This is a genomic window from Fibrobacter sp. UWB4, from assembly GCF_002210345.1.
Taxonomy (GTDB): Bacteria; Fibrobacterota; Fibrobacteria; order Fibrobacterales; family Fibrobacteraceae; genus Fibrobacter.
Genome location: NZ_MWQI01000001.1, coordinates 823,121 through 841,269 on the forward strand (window position 1 = coordinate 823,121; position 18,149 = coordinate 841,269).

Consider the following 18,149-nt stretch of genomic DNA (forward strand, 5'->3'; position numbering starts at 1 on the left):
GTAATGAGAGTTTAGCATATGAGCAATGCAGTTTTGAGATTACATGATGTTTCGGTGGCGTTCGGGTTTGACAAAAACGGCAATTCTCGTGACGGCAAGCAGCCGTTGCAAGTGACGGATCGCGTCTCGTTCGATATTTTCCCGGGTGAATTTTTTGCGTTGGTGGGCGAGTCCGGCTGCGGAAAGAGTGTGACCGCGATGAGTATTTTGCGCCTGTTGCCGTGGCCGAGCGCAAAAATTGTGAACGGCGAGATTTTGTTCGATGTGGGGGCGAATGATGCGCAGACTCAAGATGCGCGCGACCTCGTGAAGCTCCCGCTCAAGGACTTGCAATCCGTCCGCGGTTCCGAAATTGCCTGCATTTTCCAGGAACCGATGCAAGCGTTGAACCCTGTCGTCACTATCAAAAAGCAACTCCTCGAAGTTTTCAAGTTCGGCGCAGTCTCGAAAAGTGCGCAGTCCCAGAATGCGCCGTCTAAACAGGATTCCGCGCCATCTCGGGGTGCGCAAAACGATCTCCTCGACCTTATCCGCGAGCAGCTTCGCTTGGCCGGTTTCACCGATCCCGACCGCGTCTTAAATTCTTACCCGCACGAACTTTCGGGTGGTATGTTGCAGCGCGTTTGCATTGTGATGGCTCTTTTGCCAAAGCCAAAATTGATTATTGCTGATGAACCGACAACAGCTTTGGATGTGACCGTGCAGGCTCAAGTTCTTGCCGTGCTCAAGGAAATGGCGGAAAAAACGGGAACTGCCGTTTTGCTGATTACGCACAACATGGGTATCGTTTCGCAGTATGCCCATCGCGTTGCCGTGATGTACGCGGGACGCATTGTCGAAGAAGGTCTTGTCCGTGAAGTCATCAATCATCCGATGCATCCGTACACGCAAGGACTTTTGGCGGCGATTCCCGAAAGCCATAGCGACTTGCGCACACTAGCGTCTATTCCTGGTTCCGTGCCGCACCCGAAAGACTTTGCCAAAGGTTGTCGCTTTGCCGACCGCTGCTCGCATTGTGCTGATGAATGTAAAACAGAAACGCTCCCGCCGAAAGTGGCAGAAGCGAATCACTTTGCTTATTGCTTTAATTATGAGAAATAACTGGACCTTTCAACCCTAGCGGGTTTCAAGGTGACGGAGAATCGGCGCGTCTTGGAGTGTTCGTGAGTCGGCGCATGTTGGGTTGCGCTCGACTCTCGTGGCGCTTGCGATTCCTGTAATTCTTGATTACAGCATTCCCTCTAGCGTTTCGAACAAGATTTCCGGTTTCACGGGCTTGCTCAAGTGTGCGTTCAGGCCTGCTTGCAAGCTGCGCTGCACGTCTTCATCGAATGCGTTTGCCGTGAGAGCGATAATCGGAATTTTTTTGGCGTCGGGACGATCCAGTTTGCGGATTGCCGCTGTCGCTTCGAGACCATCCATTTCGGGCATTCGCATGTCCATGAGAATGGCGTCGTAATAGCCGATTGGTGATTTTTGGAACATCTCGACGGCTATTCTTCCATTTTCTGCATGTTCAGTAGTCACTTGACGCATTTTGAGGATCTCGATCATAATCTGGGCGTTCACTTCCATGTCTTCGGCAAGGAGGATGCATCTTCCAGAAAGTTCAGCCTTCGTTTTTTGCGGTGCGGTGTGCTGGCGTTTCTTTTTGAGGATGTCCTTGAGTTCGTCCAAGAGATTGTCGGTCAATATAGGCTTTGCGATAAAGCTATCGACGCCTGCGGCATGCGCTTCATCCAAGACATCGTCCCAGTTGTATGCTGTGAGCACGATGATTGCTGTATCGTCGCTTGTAACTGCACGAATTTGTCGAGCCGTTTCCACACCGTCCATTTCGTTCATCTTCCAGTCCAAAACGACAAGGCTGTATGGGTTGCATCTTGCGTGGCGGAGTTTAACCATCTCGACGGCTTCTCGTCCTGATGGGGCTGTTTCGACAGCAATTCCCGACTTTTCAAGAACAACCTTGGCGTGCTGCAAAGCGACGTCGTCATCATCGACGACGAGGACGCTCATTTCGCTCGGACGGATTTCCACATCATTGCTTTCGACAACATCGGAATGGCCAGAATTCAAAAGCGTGAGCGTAATCGTAAATGTCGTGCCCTTGCCTTTTTCACTATCGACTTCGATCTTGCCGTTCATCATGTCGACAATGCCCTTGGTAATGGCAAGCCCAAGTCCACTACTGCCGTACTTGTTTGTCGTTCCCGAGTTTTCCTGGCTGAACGGTTCAAAGAGCTTGGGTAAGTATTCCTTGCTCATGCCGATGCCGGTGTCGCTAATCTTGAAGGTGAGCGTTGAATTCTTATCGAATTTAGCGGTCTTTTCAATACTGAAGTTGATGCTACCGCCCTTGGGTGTAAATTTGACGGCATTTCCGAGGATATTGATGAGAACTTGTCTGATCTTTATGCCGTCGCCAATGTAATAGCTATCGAGTTGTCTTCCGACATTGCAACTGTACTTGAGTCCTTTTTCTTCGCATTGGCCGTTGAAAATGGTGTTTACTTGTTCAAGAAGCTTGGAGAAGGAGAATTCTTCGTTTCTGATGGTCATGCGTCCGCTTTCGATTCTGCTCATGTCTAAAATTTCATTGATGAGGCTCAGAAGGTGTTCTGCAGAAGAACCTATCTTTTCGAGATAGTCGCGCATTTTAGGGCTGATGTTTTCTTCGTGGAGTGCGAGACTGTCAAGGCCGATGATGGCGTTCATCGGGGTGCGGATTTCGTGGCTCATGTTCGAGAGGAATACGGTCTTTGCCTTGTTTGCTTCTTCGGCGACTTTGAGCGCGTCAATGAGCGTCTGGTTTCTGGCGAGGGATTCGTGCATTTCTTCGTCTATGTCTGAGAATCCGACGCCGATAATGCGGAGCGTTTCGCTGTTCTCGTCATCTCGTACGCCTGCCATGCGAAGCATTTCGTAGCTTTCCTTGCCGTCGCGGATGACCATGTAGCGTAACGCAATGAGTGCGTTTTTCTGCAATCTCCTGACAATGTTTGCCGGGTCGATAAATTCAAGAAATTTCTTTTGGTATTCCGGAGCGACGTATTTATGGGCGTATTGAGTAAACGATTCGCTGAATTTAAACTTGTCACCCTTCTTGAATGGTGTTGGAACGGAATCGTTTTTGCGATAGCAAATAGAGATGTCCTCTTCCAGGTCTACATAAAAAACGCTTTGGTAATCTGATGCCATTGCAGTAATCATGTAACTTTGTTCGTTACGCTTGCGCTCCTGGTCGATGAGTTTTTGCTGGAGTTCCAGTTCGTCTTCGAGTTTCTTTTGTTTGATTCTGTTTTCGGCATCGGCGACTTCGCGTTCCATCTTGAGCTTTGCCGTGCGTTGCGTCTGTATAAGGAAGAATACGAATAAAATAATTATAGCGAGCAAAACTATAACAGCGATGATGAGGTTTCTTTCGAGAATACCTTCTGAAATGGAACTCATCTGTTCTGTGGATACGTTGTTACGGACAAGGTATGTAAGCATCCAGTCTGTAGATTTGACAGGCATGTAGTAAACGGTTTCTTGCATGCCGTTGTATGTAAATGATGTAGAACCTTGCTTGTGGGCAGCGAAATCTGCGCGAATCTTGTCAATGGTATAACCGTCTTCAAATGTGGCGTGTTCCATGGCTGTGAACAAGTTTTCATCGTTGGTGAGTCCGCCGAGAACCATGCTCTTAAGCGATTTGCCGTCTTTTGTATAAATGTTGCAGGAGGCTGCGCTGTTTGTGTCTAGCTGTAGGGATACTCCTTCAAGTAGACGTGCGATGGTAATTTCCATAAAGGATACAACAAGCTTTTTCTTGTTGTAATACTTGTTATTAATAGGGATCGCAACGATAAGTGTCTTGTTTTCGTCTTCGGCTTTTTTTAGTGAGATTTCTGGTTTGGAAAGATTTTTGTAATCGAAATCGTAAAGATCAATGTCGTTACGTATTCCGTTGGATGTGTAAATGAGACCGTTTGAGTCGACGAAGGCAAATCTTTCCAAACCATAGACGTGCTTTAAACGATACTGGTATGATTGAAAGTTTTTTTCGCTTGATAAATTTTCTGTTGTCAAAAGTTCAACGGCGAATTCAAGGCTGTTGATATAGTCTTCAAGTTTTGACTCGACAAACTGTTCTCTACGTCCGGCTAGTTCTTCCATGAACATAGAGCTTATATTTTGTACAGCGCTATAGCCTAGGAATATAACACCGACGATTAGGGCTATAGCCATAATGATATTTCCAATGGCTGTTTCTTTTACTCCGTTGCCTTTTTTCCACACCATATAAACAGTCCCTTTAAAAGTTAGATTGTTTTTGTATTAAGTATGCGCAAATATAAGTAACGTTGTGCTAAAAGTTGTCATTGTAATAAAATAAACAGCAATATTACATAAATGTAAGAAATTTTAATGCAATGACATAATTTGTCACGTAATTTTTTTGAAAAAATAATAAAAAAGAAATACTCATACGGGATTTTAATGTTTAAATTTGTCATGCCTTTTAAAAAAATGGCCATTGTGGATGAAAAAATTGAAATGAATTGTGCTTTCCGATGTCGAAATTTATGTGATACTACCAACGTCCTATAAATGAATCTTTATAGTGAATAAAATGTAACTAAAAAAACATAATCTGGTTTTTTGTCTAGTTTTTACATTTAGACATATAAATTGGATTGGAGATTGCCCACATGGATTTTGTTGGACAACAGGGTGTTTTAAAACGTCGTGTACTTGTAGTGGACGATGAAATGGTAAACCGTGAAATTTTAGGGAATTTCCTTTCAACGGTTTACACAGTCGATTATGCGAGCAATGCGAAAATCGCGCTTGGGATGTTGATGAATCCCGATGTCGAGTATTCACTTGTGTTGCTGGACTTGATTATGCCAGTTATGAGTGGCATCGAGTTCCTGGAACATCGCATTGAAAGCGATCGTCTCAAGTCGGTTCCTGTTGTCGTAATGACGTCAGAAAAGGCTTTTGAAATCAAGTGCCTAAAGCTTGGCGCTGCGGATTTTATCACAAAGCCATTCAATTTGCCCGAAGTTGTATTGGCGCGTTGTGAACGCATTATTGAGCTTTTTGAAAAGAAAAGTATCATCCGCAATACCGAAAAAGATGTACTTACAGGACTTTTGGCAAAAGACTACTTCTTTGAGTATGTACGCCGTTCAGAACTATTGGGTAAACAGATTCCCCGTGATGCCTTGGTCTTCGATATTGAGCGTTTCCATTTGGTGAATGAATTTTGTGGTCGCGTTTTTGGCAATATGCTTCTTTCCAAAATCGGAGAAGCCTTGATTTCGATTCTTTCGAAGATGAATGCATTTGCATGCCGCGCCCATGCGGATACGTTCTACATTTTCGCCGAACATCAAGAAGATTATTCGGAATTGCGTAAAGCTTTGGATTCTGTGATTACAAGCTTCTTCCATATTAGCAATATTCGAATTCGTTACGGAATTTGGGAAAATGTCAGCCGCGAATTTGAAATTGAGGTCTGGTTTGACCGCGCAAAGATAGCCTGTGATTCCAATCGAGGCAATTCATCGAAATGTATTGCTCGTTACAATAATGAGCTACATGCAAAGTATATTTTCGAAGAAACGCTTATTCACGATTTAGATGAAGCCATTGCCAATAGGGATTTGAAGGTTTACTATCAGCCCAAGTATAGCGTTGTGGGTGATGAACCACGTTTAACGAGTGCTGAGGCGTTGGTGCGTTGGATACATCCGAAACTTGGTTTTATTAACCCTGGCGAATTTATTCCTTTGTTTGAGTCAAATGGGCTTATCCGTAAAGTGGATAATTATGTATGGAAAGAGACTGCTGCGCAAATTCGCCGCTGGAAGGATTTGTATGGTGAATCTATCCCTGTGTCAGTAAATGTTTCTCGTATCAATATTTTGGATCCTGACCTTGAATCAAAACTGGAAGAAATTTGTTCAAGGTATGAAATCTCTACGAACGAAATCATGCTGGAAGTCACTGAAAGTGCTTATTCCGAAAATACGAGTAGACTCGTCGAAGTTGTGGACAAGTTGCGTAAAAATGGATTCCGCATTGAAATGGATGACTTTGGTGCCGGATATTCATCGTTGAATATGATTACCACAGTGCCGGTTGATGTTTTGAAAATAGACATGTCTTTTGTTCGTAACATGGAAAAGGACGAATGCAACTTGAAACTCGTTAAAATCATTATCGAAATAGCGAAGTTCCTCAAGATTCCATCTGTTGCCGAGGGCGTTGAAACAGAATCTCAGCTGAATATGTTGAAAAGTATGGGCTGTGACATTATCCAAGGGTATTACTTTTCTAAACCAGTTCCCGCAATGGATTTTGCATCGTTTATTGAACATGAAATAAAAGTCAAAAATACGAAAAAGGGGGATTAACCTGTGATTACTATTGAAAAATTGAATTCTTTTGGTGCTGATACTACAGATGGCCTTGAACGTTGTTTTGGAAATGAATCTCTGTATTTGAAATTGGTGACTACAATTCCTGAAGATTCTACTTTTGAAAGGTTGAACCAGAAAATTGCTGAAAAAAATCTTGATGGTGCGTTCGAAGCGGCACATGCGCTAAAAGGTGTGCTCGGAAATCTTTCGCTAACTCCGCTTTATGAGATTGCGGTAGAGATTACGGAACTTTTGCGTAATCGTACGCAAATGGACTATAGCGAGCTTTTGGCCAAGTTTTTTGCCAAGAAAGACGAACTTGGCAAGCTCTGTGCTGAATAAAAATAGTCAATGGTCATTGGTCAATAGTCGTTAGAATTATAATCATGAAATTCGTCAAACTATTAACTAATAACTAATGACTAATAGCTAATAACTACTTAAATTCTTCGCACCACTTGGGAACGACTTCGGTCGCTTTCCCTTGAATGACGACGTCCGTGTACGGGTCGCCATAGGGCGCTTCTAGATTTAAGCAAGTGACTTTTGCGCCGTACGAGTGCGCAAAGCTCTTGAATCCTGCCGCTGGATACACAACGCTGCTTGTGCCGATGTAGGCGAACTCGTCGCAGTTCATGAGCGCTTCCTGAATTTCGTCCATGTACAAAGGCGTTTCGCCGAAGAACACGATGTCCGGGCGCACGGGGCTTCCGCAAATCGGGCATTTGGTGTCCAACGTTTCTTCACCTGTGAATTCAAATTCATGCTCGTTCTTTGTGCAACGGAGTTTCATCAAGTCTCCGTGCATGTGCAAGACTCGCTTGCTTCCTCCACGTTCGTGGAGGTCGTCGACGTTCTGCGTTACGAGCAAGAATTCGTCGCCGAGGCGCTCTTCGAGCTTGGCAAGCGCGATGTGCGCCGCATTCGGCTGGTGTTCGGGGAGTCCCTTTCGCAAGAAGTTGTAAAAGTCCTTGACGCGCTTCGGGTCGCGCTTTAAAGCTTCCGGTGTGCAGACGTCTTCGATGTTTTCGTGTTCCCACATGCCGTCGTTTCCGCGGAATGTGCGGAGGCCAGATTCCGCGCTGATTCCAGCGCCTGTCAGTACGACGAGTCTTTTACGTTTCATAGATCCTCCTTACGAAATGGAAACAAAGAAAAGCGCTTCTGCAACGATTCCGCTTTCGAAATCGGGCAGGTAAAGGCTTTCATTTTCGCCGTGGGCGTTGCATTCCGGGTCTTCGAGGCCCGTGAGTAAAATCGGAACGTTGCCGAGCGTGTTGCGGAAAAGTTCTGCGCCCGGGATGCTTGCGCCGCAGCCGATGAACTTGGTGGGGGAGGCGTAAGCGTCCGCCATGGCGTCGCTCATCATCTTGAAGAACGGGTGATTCGTGTCGGTGACAAACGGGTTCGCGCCGTCTTCCTTGTCGATGGTGATTTCCATGTTGTTCGGAACTTGGGCCTTGAGGAAGTCGGCGAGCATGTCGGTGCATTTCACGGCGTCCATGCCGGGAGCAAGGCGGATGCCGATTCGGGCATAGGCGCTGTCTTGCAGCACGTTGCCGGCATTTACGCGGGAGCCTGATTCAATCGTGCTCACGATGATGCTTGGGCGGCGCCACAGCGAAAGCAGAATTTCGTCTTCGGGAACGTTCAATTTCACTTGTTCAAGAACGCCGCCGTCGTTGCGGAAAATTTCTTCGGTCATGCCGAGCGACTTGTAAGATTCGAGTTCTTCCTTTGTCGGCGGGATAATGTCATCTTCGTAATGCGGGATGAGGATCTTGCCGTCCTTGTCGGTGAGGCTTGCAATCATGCGGCATAGCGCCTGGGCTGGGTCGGGGATCGGGCCGGACCAGGAACCGGAATGGAGCGGTGCCTTTGTCGCGCGGAGCGTCACGTTGATGGCGCTCATGCCTCGGAGTGTCGTCGTGATGGAGGGCGTTCCCTTCGCGAAGTTTCCGAGGTCTGCGATAATGACGGCGTCGCTCTTCAAAAGTTCTGCATGTTCCGTGAGAATCTTTTCGAAGCCTGCACTTCCTGATTCTTCTTCGCCTTCGATGATGAACTTGAGGTTTGGACCATTGCCCTTGAGTTCGCGGCGGACCTGTTCAAGTGCGGCGAGGTGCACGATGATGCCTGCCTTGTCGTCAGCTGTGCCGCGTCCAAAGAGGCGGTCGCCTTTCTGCGTGGCTGTAAACGGAGGCGTGTCCCACAAAGCTTCACGCATTGGCGGTTGCACGTCGTGATGGGCGTACAAAAGAATGGTCGGCTTGTCCGGGCTGGTGAGGCTTTCGGCGTAAACGCTCGGACGTCCGCTTGGTGGCATCAAAAACTGGATGTTGGTGAGTCCTGCCTTCGCAAACATTTCCTTGACGGCGTTCGCGGAGTCCAAAACAAATTTCTGGTCAAAATTGTCGAAACTGATGGACGGAATGGCTACCAGGCTCGAAAGCATGTCGATATAGCGAGGCATGTTTTCGTGAATATCTTTCTTGATTTGATTTTGCATAATTTACTCTCTTGTCTAGTAAGAATTATAAAATTTTTCGTGGCATGGCAATAGGTGGTTTGTTGGCTTTCTACAGATACTGCCTTTAAATAATTTCTTGTATTGTTTAAAAGATTTTACGAAATAAACCTGGAATAAAATTGCGAAAAAAGCGTGTTAATAAAGCGGTTTGAGATGTTCTCGACCGTAAAAAAGGACATGCTATGACATTGGAGAATGAACAGGTTAAAAATGAAATTCCAGATTCTGTGACACGTGACATTGCCCACGAATTCAATGCGATCGTGGATTCTGTTGATGAACAGAGCGACTTTATTCATGATAGGTACTTTAGATTTGCTTTTGCGGATCCTGAGCGAATGGCTGAACTGCTGAAGCTTTTTTCGCGGCGAAACGCTTCGCTTAGAGAGTTCTTGGACACCATAGATCTCAAAACCCTTCGTGGAACTCCTGAAAACTTTTCAAGCGACAAGCATACGGGCTCTGCAGACCTAGTTTTTGAGGTCAATCTTAAGGATGGCGGTGTTACGGGACTCTATGTAGGGATTATTGCAGAGCATAAGTCTACAAGTAAGGATAAGGTGCTTCTTCAAATTTCTGAATATTATCATCATTTGTTCTTGGAACGCAAGAAGGATGTTCCTGTGGTTGCCTTCATTGTCTATAATGGTGAAGATGAATGGAATCCGTTGGCGAAAACTCATTATGCTGAATATCCCAAGTTCTATCATGATATCGGCTATCCTTTTAAGGCTGTATTTTTAGATGTTGGACATGCCATTGATGATGCTGAACTGAAGGAATTTTCACCGTTCACACTTGTCGCTCTGACTGCGATGAAGTATATTTTTGATGTAGAGAAGTTTTCCATATCTTTTCGTGAGGCGGCTGCGCACTTGCTTAGGCTGCAGAATACCGATGAAGGTAGGGATTTTATTAAACAGTCGCTTTCGTACTTTTTCTGGAAGTGGCCTTACAAAAGCGAGGTAATCAAGATGGATAGTCCAGAGGCTTTGAAAAATAAGGGCTACGAATCCTTTGGTGAACACTTTTTTAATGAGGGTGTCAAAAAGGAACGTGAAAGGATTGAGGCTCTAGATGCCAAGAGGGCGGATTATCTTCGTTCAATTGGTGTTTCTGAAGAAAACATTGCTACGATGCTTGCTCTCAAGTAGCGATGTTTAGATAGCCTTATTAAGTCTATAGCTTAAAGGCTCCTCGTCAGGGGAGTCTTTTTTTTCTATTTTACTACACATGAGTAATAATTGCATCAACCACGAATATTACATGCGTCCTAGTGACCGTGTTCTTGCGCTTATTCGCCGCATTTTTCACAACAATCCCGAATTTCGCCATGATTCTTTGAAGCATGTGGCTCGCTTTGCCCCGATTATTCCGTTCATGGGTGGTCGCCCGGACTTGAGCAAGACTCTGAATCGCGTGGTGACATTTGCGGACGGTTCGAATCCGCTCCATTTCGGTTGCCCGATTATGCTTGCGGCTGGTGCAAACAAGACGGCGAAACGCATTTGCGATTTTGCCAACATGGGCTTTGGCGGCATCTCCGTCGGAACGGCAACACGCCACGTCCGCGTGGGAAACACGTACAGACCGCGTATCGGTTTTATCGAGAATGACCGTGCAATTCATAACAGTATGGGCCTCAACAACGATGGCGTTGATGCGGTGACTCGTCGCGTGAATACCCAGATTACTGCAGCTCACAGGGCTGGCATGTGCGTGGGCATCTCTGTTGCTGAAACGCCGGGCATTACGGACGAAAACGAAAAGCTTCAGGACATCGTCGAAAGTTTCTCTATCGCTTACCGCGTGGCAGATTACGTTGAAATCAACTTGAGCTGCCCGAATACGGGGGAAAACCGCCTCGATCTCGACATGACACTTGTCAATAAGATTTTTACGGCCATCACGGATTACCGCAACAAGCAGCCGGTCCGCAAGGCCATTTATGCTAAACTCAGCCCAGATATGCCCGAAAATCACACGGCGACGATCATGGACATGCTGGTGAAGGTGGGCGTGAACGGCGTCGTCATGGGCAATACGTACCCGACAAAGAAGGTCACGGATCTCCCGGTCCACGTGAAGTACGACGATTTGACGCCACTCCGTGCCGATAACGATCGCGGTGGCATGTCTGGCCGTCCGCTTTACGAAAATACGGTGCGTAACGTCAAGTTTATTCGTGAACATTACCCGCAGATGAGCGTTATTGCTTGCGGTGGCATTGATCACGGCTACAAAATTTACGACCTCATCAAGCTCGGTGTCGATGCTGTGCAGTGCTACTCTGTGGTGGCATTCCGCTGGATGGCGGCCCATGCGATGCGCAAGGAACTTGAAGAAGCTCTCTCGAAAGACGGTTACAGGACTCTCGCCGATTACGACGCCAAGAATCCGAAGGGTTAATCACGTTGATGTTCCGGAGCGTTAAAATATTCCTCGTAGCACTCTTGCTTATGTGTGTCCAGTCTTTTGCTGGATACTTTATTGAGCAGCCCTACGAAGATGCTTCGGCGTCAGATTCGCTCTCGTCGTTCTCGTTTGGCGGTGAGCTGGAACTCGTTTACTACCTAGGTTCCGTGCATCCTGGCATTTTGCTGAGCGGAGAGTATCGCTTTCATAAGCGCCATTCGGTGGATCTGTTTGGCGTGGCGATGTTCTCGGGTGATTATCTTGAAATTGGTGCGGATTGGAGATTTTTTTTCCGTGGCACTCGCGAAGATGATTTTTTGCGCTTGGGCGTTTCTTTTATCTCGTTTGAACGTGATGACCAAAGCTATTTTCCGCCGCGTGTGACGCTTGGATATGGCCGCGATATTCTGTTTTTCAAAAATGCGAGTTTCTTAAGCCGAATAGAGATCTCTGCAAGTTACATTATCGGCAAGCCGCTTGTTGAAAAGGGTGGTGAATTTGTCAATCGTGAAGCCCATTTTACAGCCGGCCTCAATATTGGTTTTTACCTGTTCTGATAAAGCTCTATAGAGGATGTTTTATGTCTAAAGTCGTTCGTGCAATTCTTGCAATTTCTTTCTTGTCTGTTTCTGCGTTTGCTGGGCCTTGGCTTGGGCTGATTTATAAAAAGTCTCTTTACGAAAATCATTTGGCGCTTCTTGTTTCGGGGGTGCATCCTGAATCGGGCTGCCTCTCGGCTGGCGTTGTTGCGGGTGACTTGGTCATTGGCTTTGACGGCAAGGATCTGGTCAATGTGGCTCAGATGCAGAATGTCCTGAAAAGCGCGTCCGTAGGTTCGCATGTGGCTATCGAGATTTTACGCGATGGCAAGCGCATCCCGCTCACGGTAACGCTTACGGAACGCCCGGATGATATCTCGAGTCTCACGGGTTCTGCGATCGGAAGCAAGATGGCTGAATTCGGCAAGAACTTCTACAAGAACGGCGAAAAGAGGCTTGAGGCCCCGAAGGCAACGCTTCTGGATTTCTGGGCGACCTGGTGTGGGCCTTGCCGCAAGACGCTTCCTGTGCTCGCACAGATGTACAACAAGTATTCTAGCCAGGGACTCGAAGTCATTGGAATCTCGTCCGAGCAGACAAAGCCGCTCCTTGCATTCTACAAGAAGCAGCATGCTTCACCGTATCCGCTTTATCGCGATGCGGACCAGGGACTCTGGCGCCGTTACGGGATCCATGCTGTTCCGACGCTTATGCTTCTTGATTCTAATGGTTATATCAAGCGCGTATGGAGCGGTGCGCCGAGTTTCGAAATGCTTGAAAAGCTTGTTCTTGAAGTTCTGGAAAAGTAGTTGGTTTCAGATTAGTAATTGGGGCGGACGTGTCCGCCTTTTTTTGTAGTAATCTTGATTGAATCGTGCTAATGTATTCTGGAAATAAAAAAGAAAGCTTCTCATCGAGAAGCTTTCTTCGCGGGATAGACGAGGCTTGAACTCGCAACCTCCGGCGTGACAGGCCGGTGCTCTAACCAAAATTGAGCTACCACCCCAGTGGTCTTGTTCTGGTCTTTCAACCGAACGAACCAAATATAAAAAGAATTAATTCATGTGTCAAGGGATAAGGATGCTTTTCTTTAATTTTTTTCTTTAAAAAAGGAGATGCCCTGTCGGAGCAGGGCATGACACTTTAATTAACTAATAACCAATGACTAATGACCATTGACTATCTCTGTCCAGGGTATTTGACACGCGTATGGTATGTGCCGTCGAGACTGTGGAGGAACGCTTCCTCGAGCTTGGAAAGTTCCTTTACAGACAAATTGCTTTCGTTGAACTGCCCGTCCATGAACTTGTCGAGAATCGTCTTGTGGATCATGGATTCGAGAGCTTCAGAAGATGTATCTGCCATGGAGCGGCTTGTGGCTTCGATGACGTCTGCCAGCATAAGAATTGCGGTTTCCATGCTTTGCGGACGCGGTCCTTTATAGCGGAAATCCTCTTCCTTGACTTCTTTACCCGTTTCTTTTGAAAGTTCCATCGCCTTGTGGTGGAAGAACTTGATGAGTGTTGTGCCGTGGTGTTCCTGGATGCCTGTGGCGACAAGTTCCGGAATCTTGTATTCCTTAGCAAGAAGGATTCCCTGGGTGACATGCCCAGTAAGGATCTTGACGGACTGGTACGGGTCCAGGTTGTTGTGCGGGTTGACGCCTTGCTTTTGGTTTTCCGTAAAGTATTCGGGGCGCATCGTTTTGCCGAGGTCATGGTAGAGCGCCATCACGCGGACGAGGAGCGAGTTTGCGCCAATGCTTTCGGCGACGCCTTCGGCGAGGTTTGATACCTGGATGCTGTGGTGGAACGTGCCGGGAGCGAGTTCCGAAATGCGCTTGAGGGCCGGGCGGTTGAAGTCTGACATTTCCATGAGCGTAAGCACGGTCGTGATGCTAAATACCTTCTCGACGACATGGATCAAGAGCACTGATGCGACTGCGGTGAAGATGATGATGTTTGCGCTTGCGGCGATGAGTGTCTGGTAGAACGTCGTGAAATTGAATCTGTTGCGCAGGAGAAGCATGATGCTTATGGAGGCTGCGGCAGCAATGACGCCTGCAATCATGCTCCAGGCAAACTGTACACGGTAGCGCATGCGGAAAAGCGGGGCAATCACGGCGATGTTCACGACCAGGCTTGTGAGTGTTGCTGCAAGGTCGTAGCCGTTCAGGATTCCGTAGAAACCGGCGGAGAATGTGGCAAACGCAAGGCCCATGCGGGCATCGTAGAGCACGACGGCGATCACGGGGGTAAATGTAATGGGGTAGAGCCACATGAAGTCGATGGCGTCGGGGAGGATGCTTTCTGGCCTGCTGAGTGTACCCGAGAGGTTGTGGATAATCCAGAAGGCGAGGAGCTGCAACAGCGTAAGGAACATGAGACTCCACAGCTGGCGCGGCGTTTTGAACATGGTGCGCGTCGGAGTGTAGAGCCAGAACATGATAAGAAGCGTAATGATGATGACAAAGACGAGAACGTTGCCGTAAGGTGCCGTGAGCATCTTCGAGTTTTCTTCGTTCTGCTGGGCCATCTGGAGCGCATCGATCTTTTCAAGGATCTCTTTGGTGATTGGGGCGCCCTGCGTTACGATTTCCATACCGCGAGGAACCATGCCCTTGATGAGCGTGACCTTGTTGCTCGCGTCGAGCTTGCGGGCTTCGGTTTCTTTCTCGAGATAGAATACGTTCGGGCTTGTGAAAACGTAAAGCGCTTCGTAGAAGGCGCTCTGTAGACCCTGTTCCGAGGAGAATGAACTCTGCAACTGGCTGAATGCTTCGTCGATACGGCGCTGCATTGGCTGGATTTCGCTAATTTCAAGTGTACTTTCTTCGTTGTCCTTGATGAGCGAAATGTTTGGCTTGTTGTAGATGAGGTTCTTGATCTGCTTGATGTTGTAGCTGTTGCAGAATAGAGTTACTTCAGTTTCTGTTTTGGCAAGGAGCGTGTTCGAAACGCCCTTCTGCATCATCTGGTAGAACACGGACATCAAGGAATCGCGGGCGACGGCATTTGTGCTGAGCGGCTTGATGGCAGTGATGGAGAGTCTCTGCTTGAGCTGATCGTAGATGCTCGAGGCTTCCTTGATTTTTTCTTGCATGGAGGCGCTTCCGTCATCCCTGCTACTGCTGATGATGGCCTGCATCTTGCCGTACTGCTCGAGCTTCTTGAGGTACTGCTGTAGTTCTCTCAGCTGTCGATTCGTTTCGTCGGCGTTGAACTCAAAAATGGCGTTGATCTTGTCGGCGGCGCGGGCCTTCTCGTTCTGGATTTCCTGCTCGGTCTTCGGGACTTCGAACTTGAACGGGGCGACAATCGTCCTTGTACTGAGCTGTCCCAAGTGCGGGCGCTCGGCGCGGAGTGCGATATTCTTGTCCGGGAATAAGAGAATGGCGATGAGGATTAAAAGAATCCAGCCAATAAACAGATGAATTTTTTTCTCTTTCTTGTTCATTTACTTCTCTTCTATTTTTTTTGCTCGTTCTGTTCGTAAGCTAGCAAAATGTCCTTGACGAGATGATGACGAAGGACGTCGGTGGCGCTAAATTCGACTTCGGCAATTCCCCGAATCCCTTGGAGTATTTTCATCGCGTGTTCAAGACCGGATGTTTGGCCTTTGGCAAGATCGATCTGGCTTGTGTCGCCTGTGATAATGGCCTTGCTGTGGGGGCCGAGTCGGGTGAGGAACATCTTCATCTGGGCGATGGTTGTGTTTTGCGCTTCGTCCAGGATGATGAAAGCTCGTTTGAGTGTACGGCCGCGCATGTAGGCGAGCGGGGCGACTTCGATGGCGCCCGTTTCTTCGTAGCGCTTGAGCTTTTCTGCGGGCAGGAGTTCGGATAGGCTGTCGTGGATCGGGCGGAGGTAGGGGGCGATTTTCTCTTTGAGGTCGCCAGGCAGGTAGCCGAGCGATTCGCCAGCTTCGACGGCGGGGCGCACAAGGCAGATGCGTTCGGCTTCGCCGCGTTCAAGGCTTGCGACGGCAAGCGTTACGGCAAGGAATGTCTTGCCTGTACCTGCGGGTCCCTTCGCGAATATGATATCGTTTTTCTCGACGGCCTTGACCAGTTCTGCCTGTGCGGGCGTCTTCGCGGAAACGCTGATGCCGAACCTGTTCCTAAAGACAGGGCTGTCGGGAATGAGTTCGGTGTAGCTCGTTTCTGCCGCTTCTTTAGGGCCGAGCATGCGTTCAAGCTGGCTTGCGTCTAGAATTTCGCCGTTGCGCGCGGCGATCTTGAGCTGGTCGAGTACCGAGAGTACGCCTGACATGTCCGCACCCTCTTGAGGAACTAGATCTAGCCCCGGAAGTCTTGTGCGTATTTCAACGCAAAAACGGCTCTCCAATAACCGGAAAACCGTTTCACGTTCGCCTGAAATAACTCGTTTCAGGTTGTCAGACAGTGAGTAATGCCTTATATTACTCTTCATCTGTAGAAGGTTGCTGAATTGGGAGACCGAGCTTGGTCTTGGCCTCGAAGATTTCCTTGCGGAGCTTGTGGTTGTCTTCGTTTGCTGCAACGGCTTCGTCCTGAGTCTTCTTCAGAGTCTTTTCGTTGATGACTTCCTTGGGCGGTTCCTTCTTGGCCTGTGCTGCCGGCTTGGCGGCTTCAGCCTGGTTTTCGTTGTAACCCGTGTAAGAAGAGGATTCAGAAGCGGATTCATTGCTTCCCGTATAGCCTGTATCGCTGCTGCCAGAGTTGGAAGAACCTGCGCAAGCCGTGAAAAGTGCTACAGAAAGAGAGGCGAGAACTAAATTCCATTTTTTAAGAGACATTATTAAGCTCCATTCTAGTCTTTGATGGCTAAAATATATATAGTTGTGGCAGAAAAAATGTTAAAAAAGGTAAAATTTGACTATGCAATCACGAAAAAATGACGCTCAGGCCTACTCTCAGGTCTTTTTGTCGTCCAAAAATTACGATTCCAAGAAAATTTATGCGAAAAGGCGTTTGTCCTTGATGAAAAAATTGGATTCGTTCTGTGTTTTTGCCGGGATGGCCGTTGAACCGGGGGGCGAGGAAGCCTTTGTTCAAACTTGGACGCGCTTTGTGCAGGATCCGGCTTTTTTGTACCTGACGGGTGTGAACCAGGCGGGGTGCTATCTGGTGTTTGACCCGCGCGCTTTGCGTTCGACGCTTTTTGTGCCGCGTAAGGACCCGTTCAAGGAATTCTGGAACGGCAAACGCCTTGGCTTTGTTGAGGGCGAGAATGTTGTTGCCCGCTTGACTGGCGTAGAAGATGTCCGACCGGTTGAAGAACTTTGGGATTTCGTCGAGTCGCTTGCGAAAAAGTATGCGAACGGCAAGAATGCGGTGGACCATGCTTATGCGTTCTATTACGAGAAGTTCAAGGGCGATCACAACGAAAAGCTCAAGAATGATTTGAAGAAGGTTCTCCGCCGCTATAAGTTGAGCGTCAAAAGCTGTGCCGACATGCACTTCGAAGACCGCCTGGTGCTGGAACCGGAACGTATCGCCGATGCCCGCGTGGCGCAAGAGATCACGGACGAGGCTTTCCGTGCGCTTTTGCCCGAGATGAAGAACATGAAGACCGAGCGCGATGTGGCTCTGTTCCTCAACTACGAGATGCAGCGCCGTGGCGATGGCGATCTCGCGTTCCCGACGATCATTGCGGGCGGCAAGAATGCCTGCTGCCTGCATTACGTGAAGAACGACGAGCCATTGCGCGATGGCGAACTTGTGCTCTTTGACTTTGGTGTGAGGTTCGGGACGCTTCACAGCGATATCTCGCGTACAATCCCTGTAAACGGCAAGTTTGACCCGCTTCAAAAAATGTTGTACGAAATCGTGCTCGAGTCTGCGAAGGTGTACCAGCGCGTGGTGCGTCCGGGCGTTGCGCTCAAGGAAATCGGCATGATCTGCTGGGAGTTCATCATGATGGAACTCGACCGCCGCCTTGTAAAGGGGGCGAAGGGGAGTTTCAAGCTCTTGTACGACAAGAGGCCGCATGGGGTGAGCCACTTTATCGGGGAGCATATCCATGAGGGCGACCCGGGTTCCCGTTCCCTGGATGTGGTTCTTAAGCCGGGGATGCTCATCTCTTGCGAGCCGGGGCTGTACGGAGATTTTACGGCGACAATTGACGGCAAGCGTTACCGCGAAAGTATCGGCATCCGCATCGAAGATGATTTAATTATTACAAAAAGCGGTTTTGAAAATATTTCAGAGCATATTCCGCGCACTGTAGGGGATATTGAGGCGCTAATGAAGTGATTTTTCTATCTTTT

General features: G+C 48.0%; 14 protein-coding genes and 1 tRNA gene. 8 read left to right on the forward strand and 7 right to left on the reverse strand.

From position 1 onward, the window contains the following. Positions 1-18: 18 nt before the first annotated feature. The gene (locus B7990_RS03510; RefSeq protein ID WP_254917300.1) at positions 19-1,101 is read left to right on the forward strand and encodes an ABC transporter ATP-binding protein; all 1,083 of its coding nucleotides are present in this window, start codon (positions 19-21) and stop codon (positions 1,099-1,101) included. 126 nt (positions 1,102-1,227) lie between these two features. Here the strand turns inward: B7990_RS03510 and B7990_RS03515 are convergent, their stop codons facing one another. Next, entirely contained in the window at positions 1,228-4,233 is a 3,006-nt protein-coding gene (locus B7990_RS03515) for a hybrid sensor histidine kinase/response regulator (protein WP_176407181.1), read from the reverse strand. Between the two features lie 464 nt (positions 4,234-4,697). On the opposite strand from B7990_RS03515, the gene B7990_RS03520 reads away from it, so the two are divergent. After that, complete coding sequence (locus tag B7990_RS03520) at positions 4,698-6,410, forward strand: EAL domain-containing protein (RefSeq protein WP_088639635.1); 1,713 nt, start codon at positions 4,698-4,700, stop codon at positions 6,408-6,410. Between the two features lie 3 nt (positions 6,411-6,413). Beyond that, positions 6,414-6,758 (forward strand): Hpt domain-containing protein, encoded by a 345-nt coding sequence (locus B7990_RS03525; RefSeq protein ID WP_088639636.1) that lies wholly within the window; start codon positions 6,414-6,416, stop codon positions 6,756-6,758. 94 nt (positions 6,759-6,852) lie between these two features. Here the strand turns inward: B7990_RS03525 and B7990_RS03530 are convergent, their stop codons facing one another. Then, a complete protein-coding gene (locus B7990_RS03530) occupies positions 6,853-7,542 on the reverse strand; it encodes an NAD-dependent deacylase (protein ID WP_088639637.1) in 690 nt (229 codons plus the stop codon). Between the two features lie 9 nt (positions 7,543-7,551). Next, a complete protein-coding gene (locus B7990_RS03535; protein WP_088639638.1) occupies positions 7,552-8,925 on the reverse strand; it encodes a M20/M25/M40 family metallo-hydrolase in 1,374 nt (457 codons plus the stop codon). 203 nt (positions 8,926-9,128) lie between these two features. On the opposite strand from B7990_RS03535, the gene B7990_RS03540 reads away from it, so the two are divergent. From B7990_RS03540 to B7990_RS03555, 4 genes are all read left to right on the forward strand, one after another. Next, complete coding sequence (locus B7990_RS03540; RefSeq protein WP_088639639.1) at positions 9,129-10,100, forward strand: Rpn family recombination-promoting nuclease/putative transposase; 972 nt, start codon at positions 9,129-9,131, stop codon at positions 10,098-10,100. A 79-nt stretch (positions 10,101-10,179) separates the two neighbouring features. Further along, positions 10,180-11,355, forward strand: a complete 1,176-nt coding sequence (locus B7990_RS03545; RefSeq protein ID WP_088639640.1) for a dihydroorotate oxidase — start codon at positions 10,180-10,182, stop codon at positions 11,353-11,355. Between the two features lie 50 nt (positions 11,356-11,405). Beyond that, positions 11,406-11,918 (forward strand): hypothetical protein, encoded by a 513-nt coding sequence (locus B7990_RS03550; protein ID WP_254917301.1) that lies wholly within the window; start codon positions 11,406-11,408, stop codon positions 11,916-11,918. A 23-nt stretch (positions 11,919-11,941) separates the two neighbouring features. Beyond that, positions 11,942-12,709 carry a thioredoxin-like domain-containing protein gene (locus B7990_RS03555; RefSeq protein ID WP_088639642.1) on the forward strand — a complete coding sequence of 256 codons (768 nt, stop codon included), beginning with the start codon at positions 11,942-11,944 and terminating at the stop codon, positions 12,707-12,709. Between the two features lie 121 nt (positions 12,710-12,830). Here B7990_RS03555 and B7990_RS03560 read toward each other — a convergent pair. The 4 genes from B7990_RS03560 to B7990_RS03575 all read right to left on the reverse strand — a co-directional run bounded on the left by B7990_RS03560 (position 12,831) and on the right by B7990_RS03575 (position 16,676). Next, positions 12,831-12,906 (reverse strand) — tRNA-Asp (locus B7990_RS03560). A 173-nt stretch (positions 12,907-13,079) separates the two neighbouring features. Next, the gene (locus B7990_RS03565; RefSeq protein ID WP_088639643.1) at positions 13,080-15,356 is read right to left on the reverse strand and encodes an HD family phosphohydrolase; all 2,277 of its coding nucleotides are present in this window, start codon (positions 15,354-15,356) and stop codon (positions 13,080-13,082) included. 11 nt (positions 15,357-15,367) lie between these two features. Further along, positions 15,368-16,330: a PhoH family protein gene (locus tag B7990_RS03570; RefSeq protein ID WP_088639644.1), complete on the reverse strand. Its 963-nt coding sequence runs from the start codon at positions 16,328-16,330 to the stop codon at positions 15,368-15,370. Beyond that, positions 16,320-16,676 carry a hypothetical protein gene (locus tag B7990_RS03575; protein ID WP_088639645.1) on the reverse strand — a complete coding sequence of 119 codons (357 nt, stop codon included), beginning with the start codon at positions 16,674-16,676 and terminating at the stop codon, positions 16,320-16,322. The genes B7990_RS03570 and B7990_RS03575 overlap by 11 nt, the downstream gene beginning before the upstream one ends. A gap of 82 nt (positions 16,677-16,758) precedes the next feature. Here B7990_RS03575 and B7990_RS03580 point away from each other — a divergent pair, with 82 nt between their 5' ends. After that, positions 16,759-18,135: a Xaa-Pro peptidase family protein gene (locus B7990_RS03580; protein WP_088639646.1), complete on the forward strand. Its 1,377-nt coding sequence runs from the start codon at positions 16,759-16,761 to the stop codon at positions 18,133-18,135. The last annotated feature ends 14 nt before the right edge of the window (positions 18,136-18,149 follow it).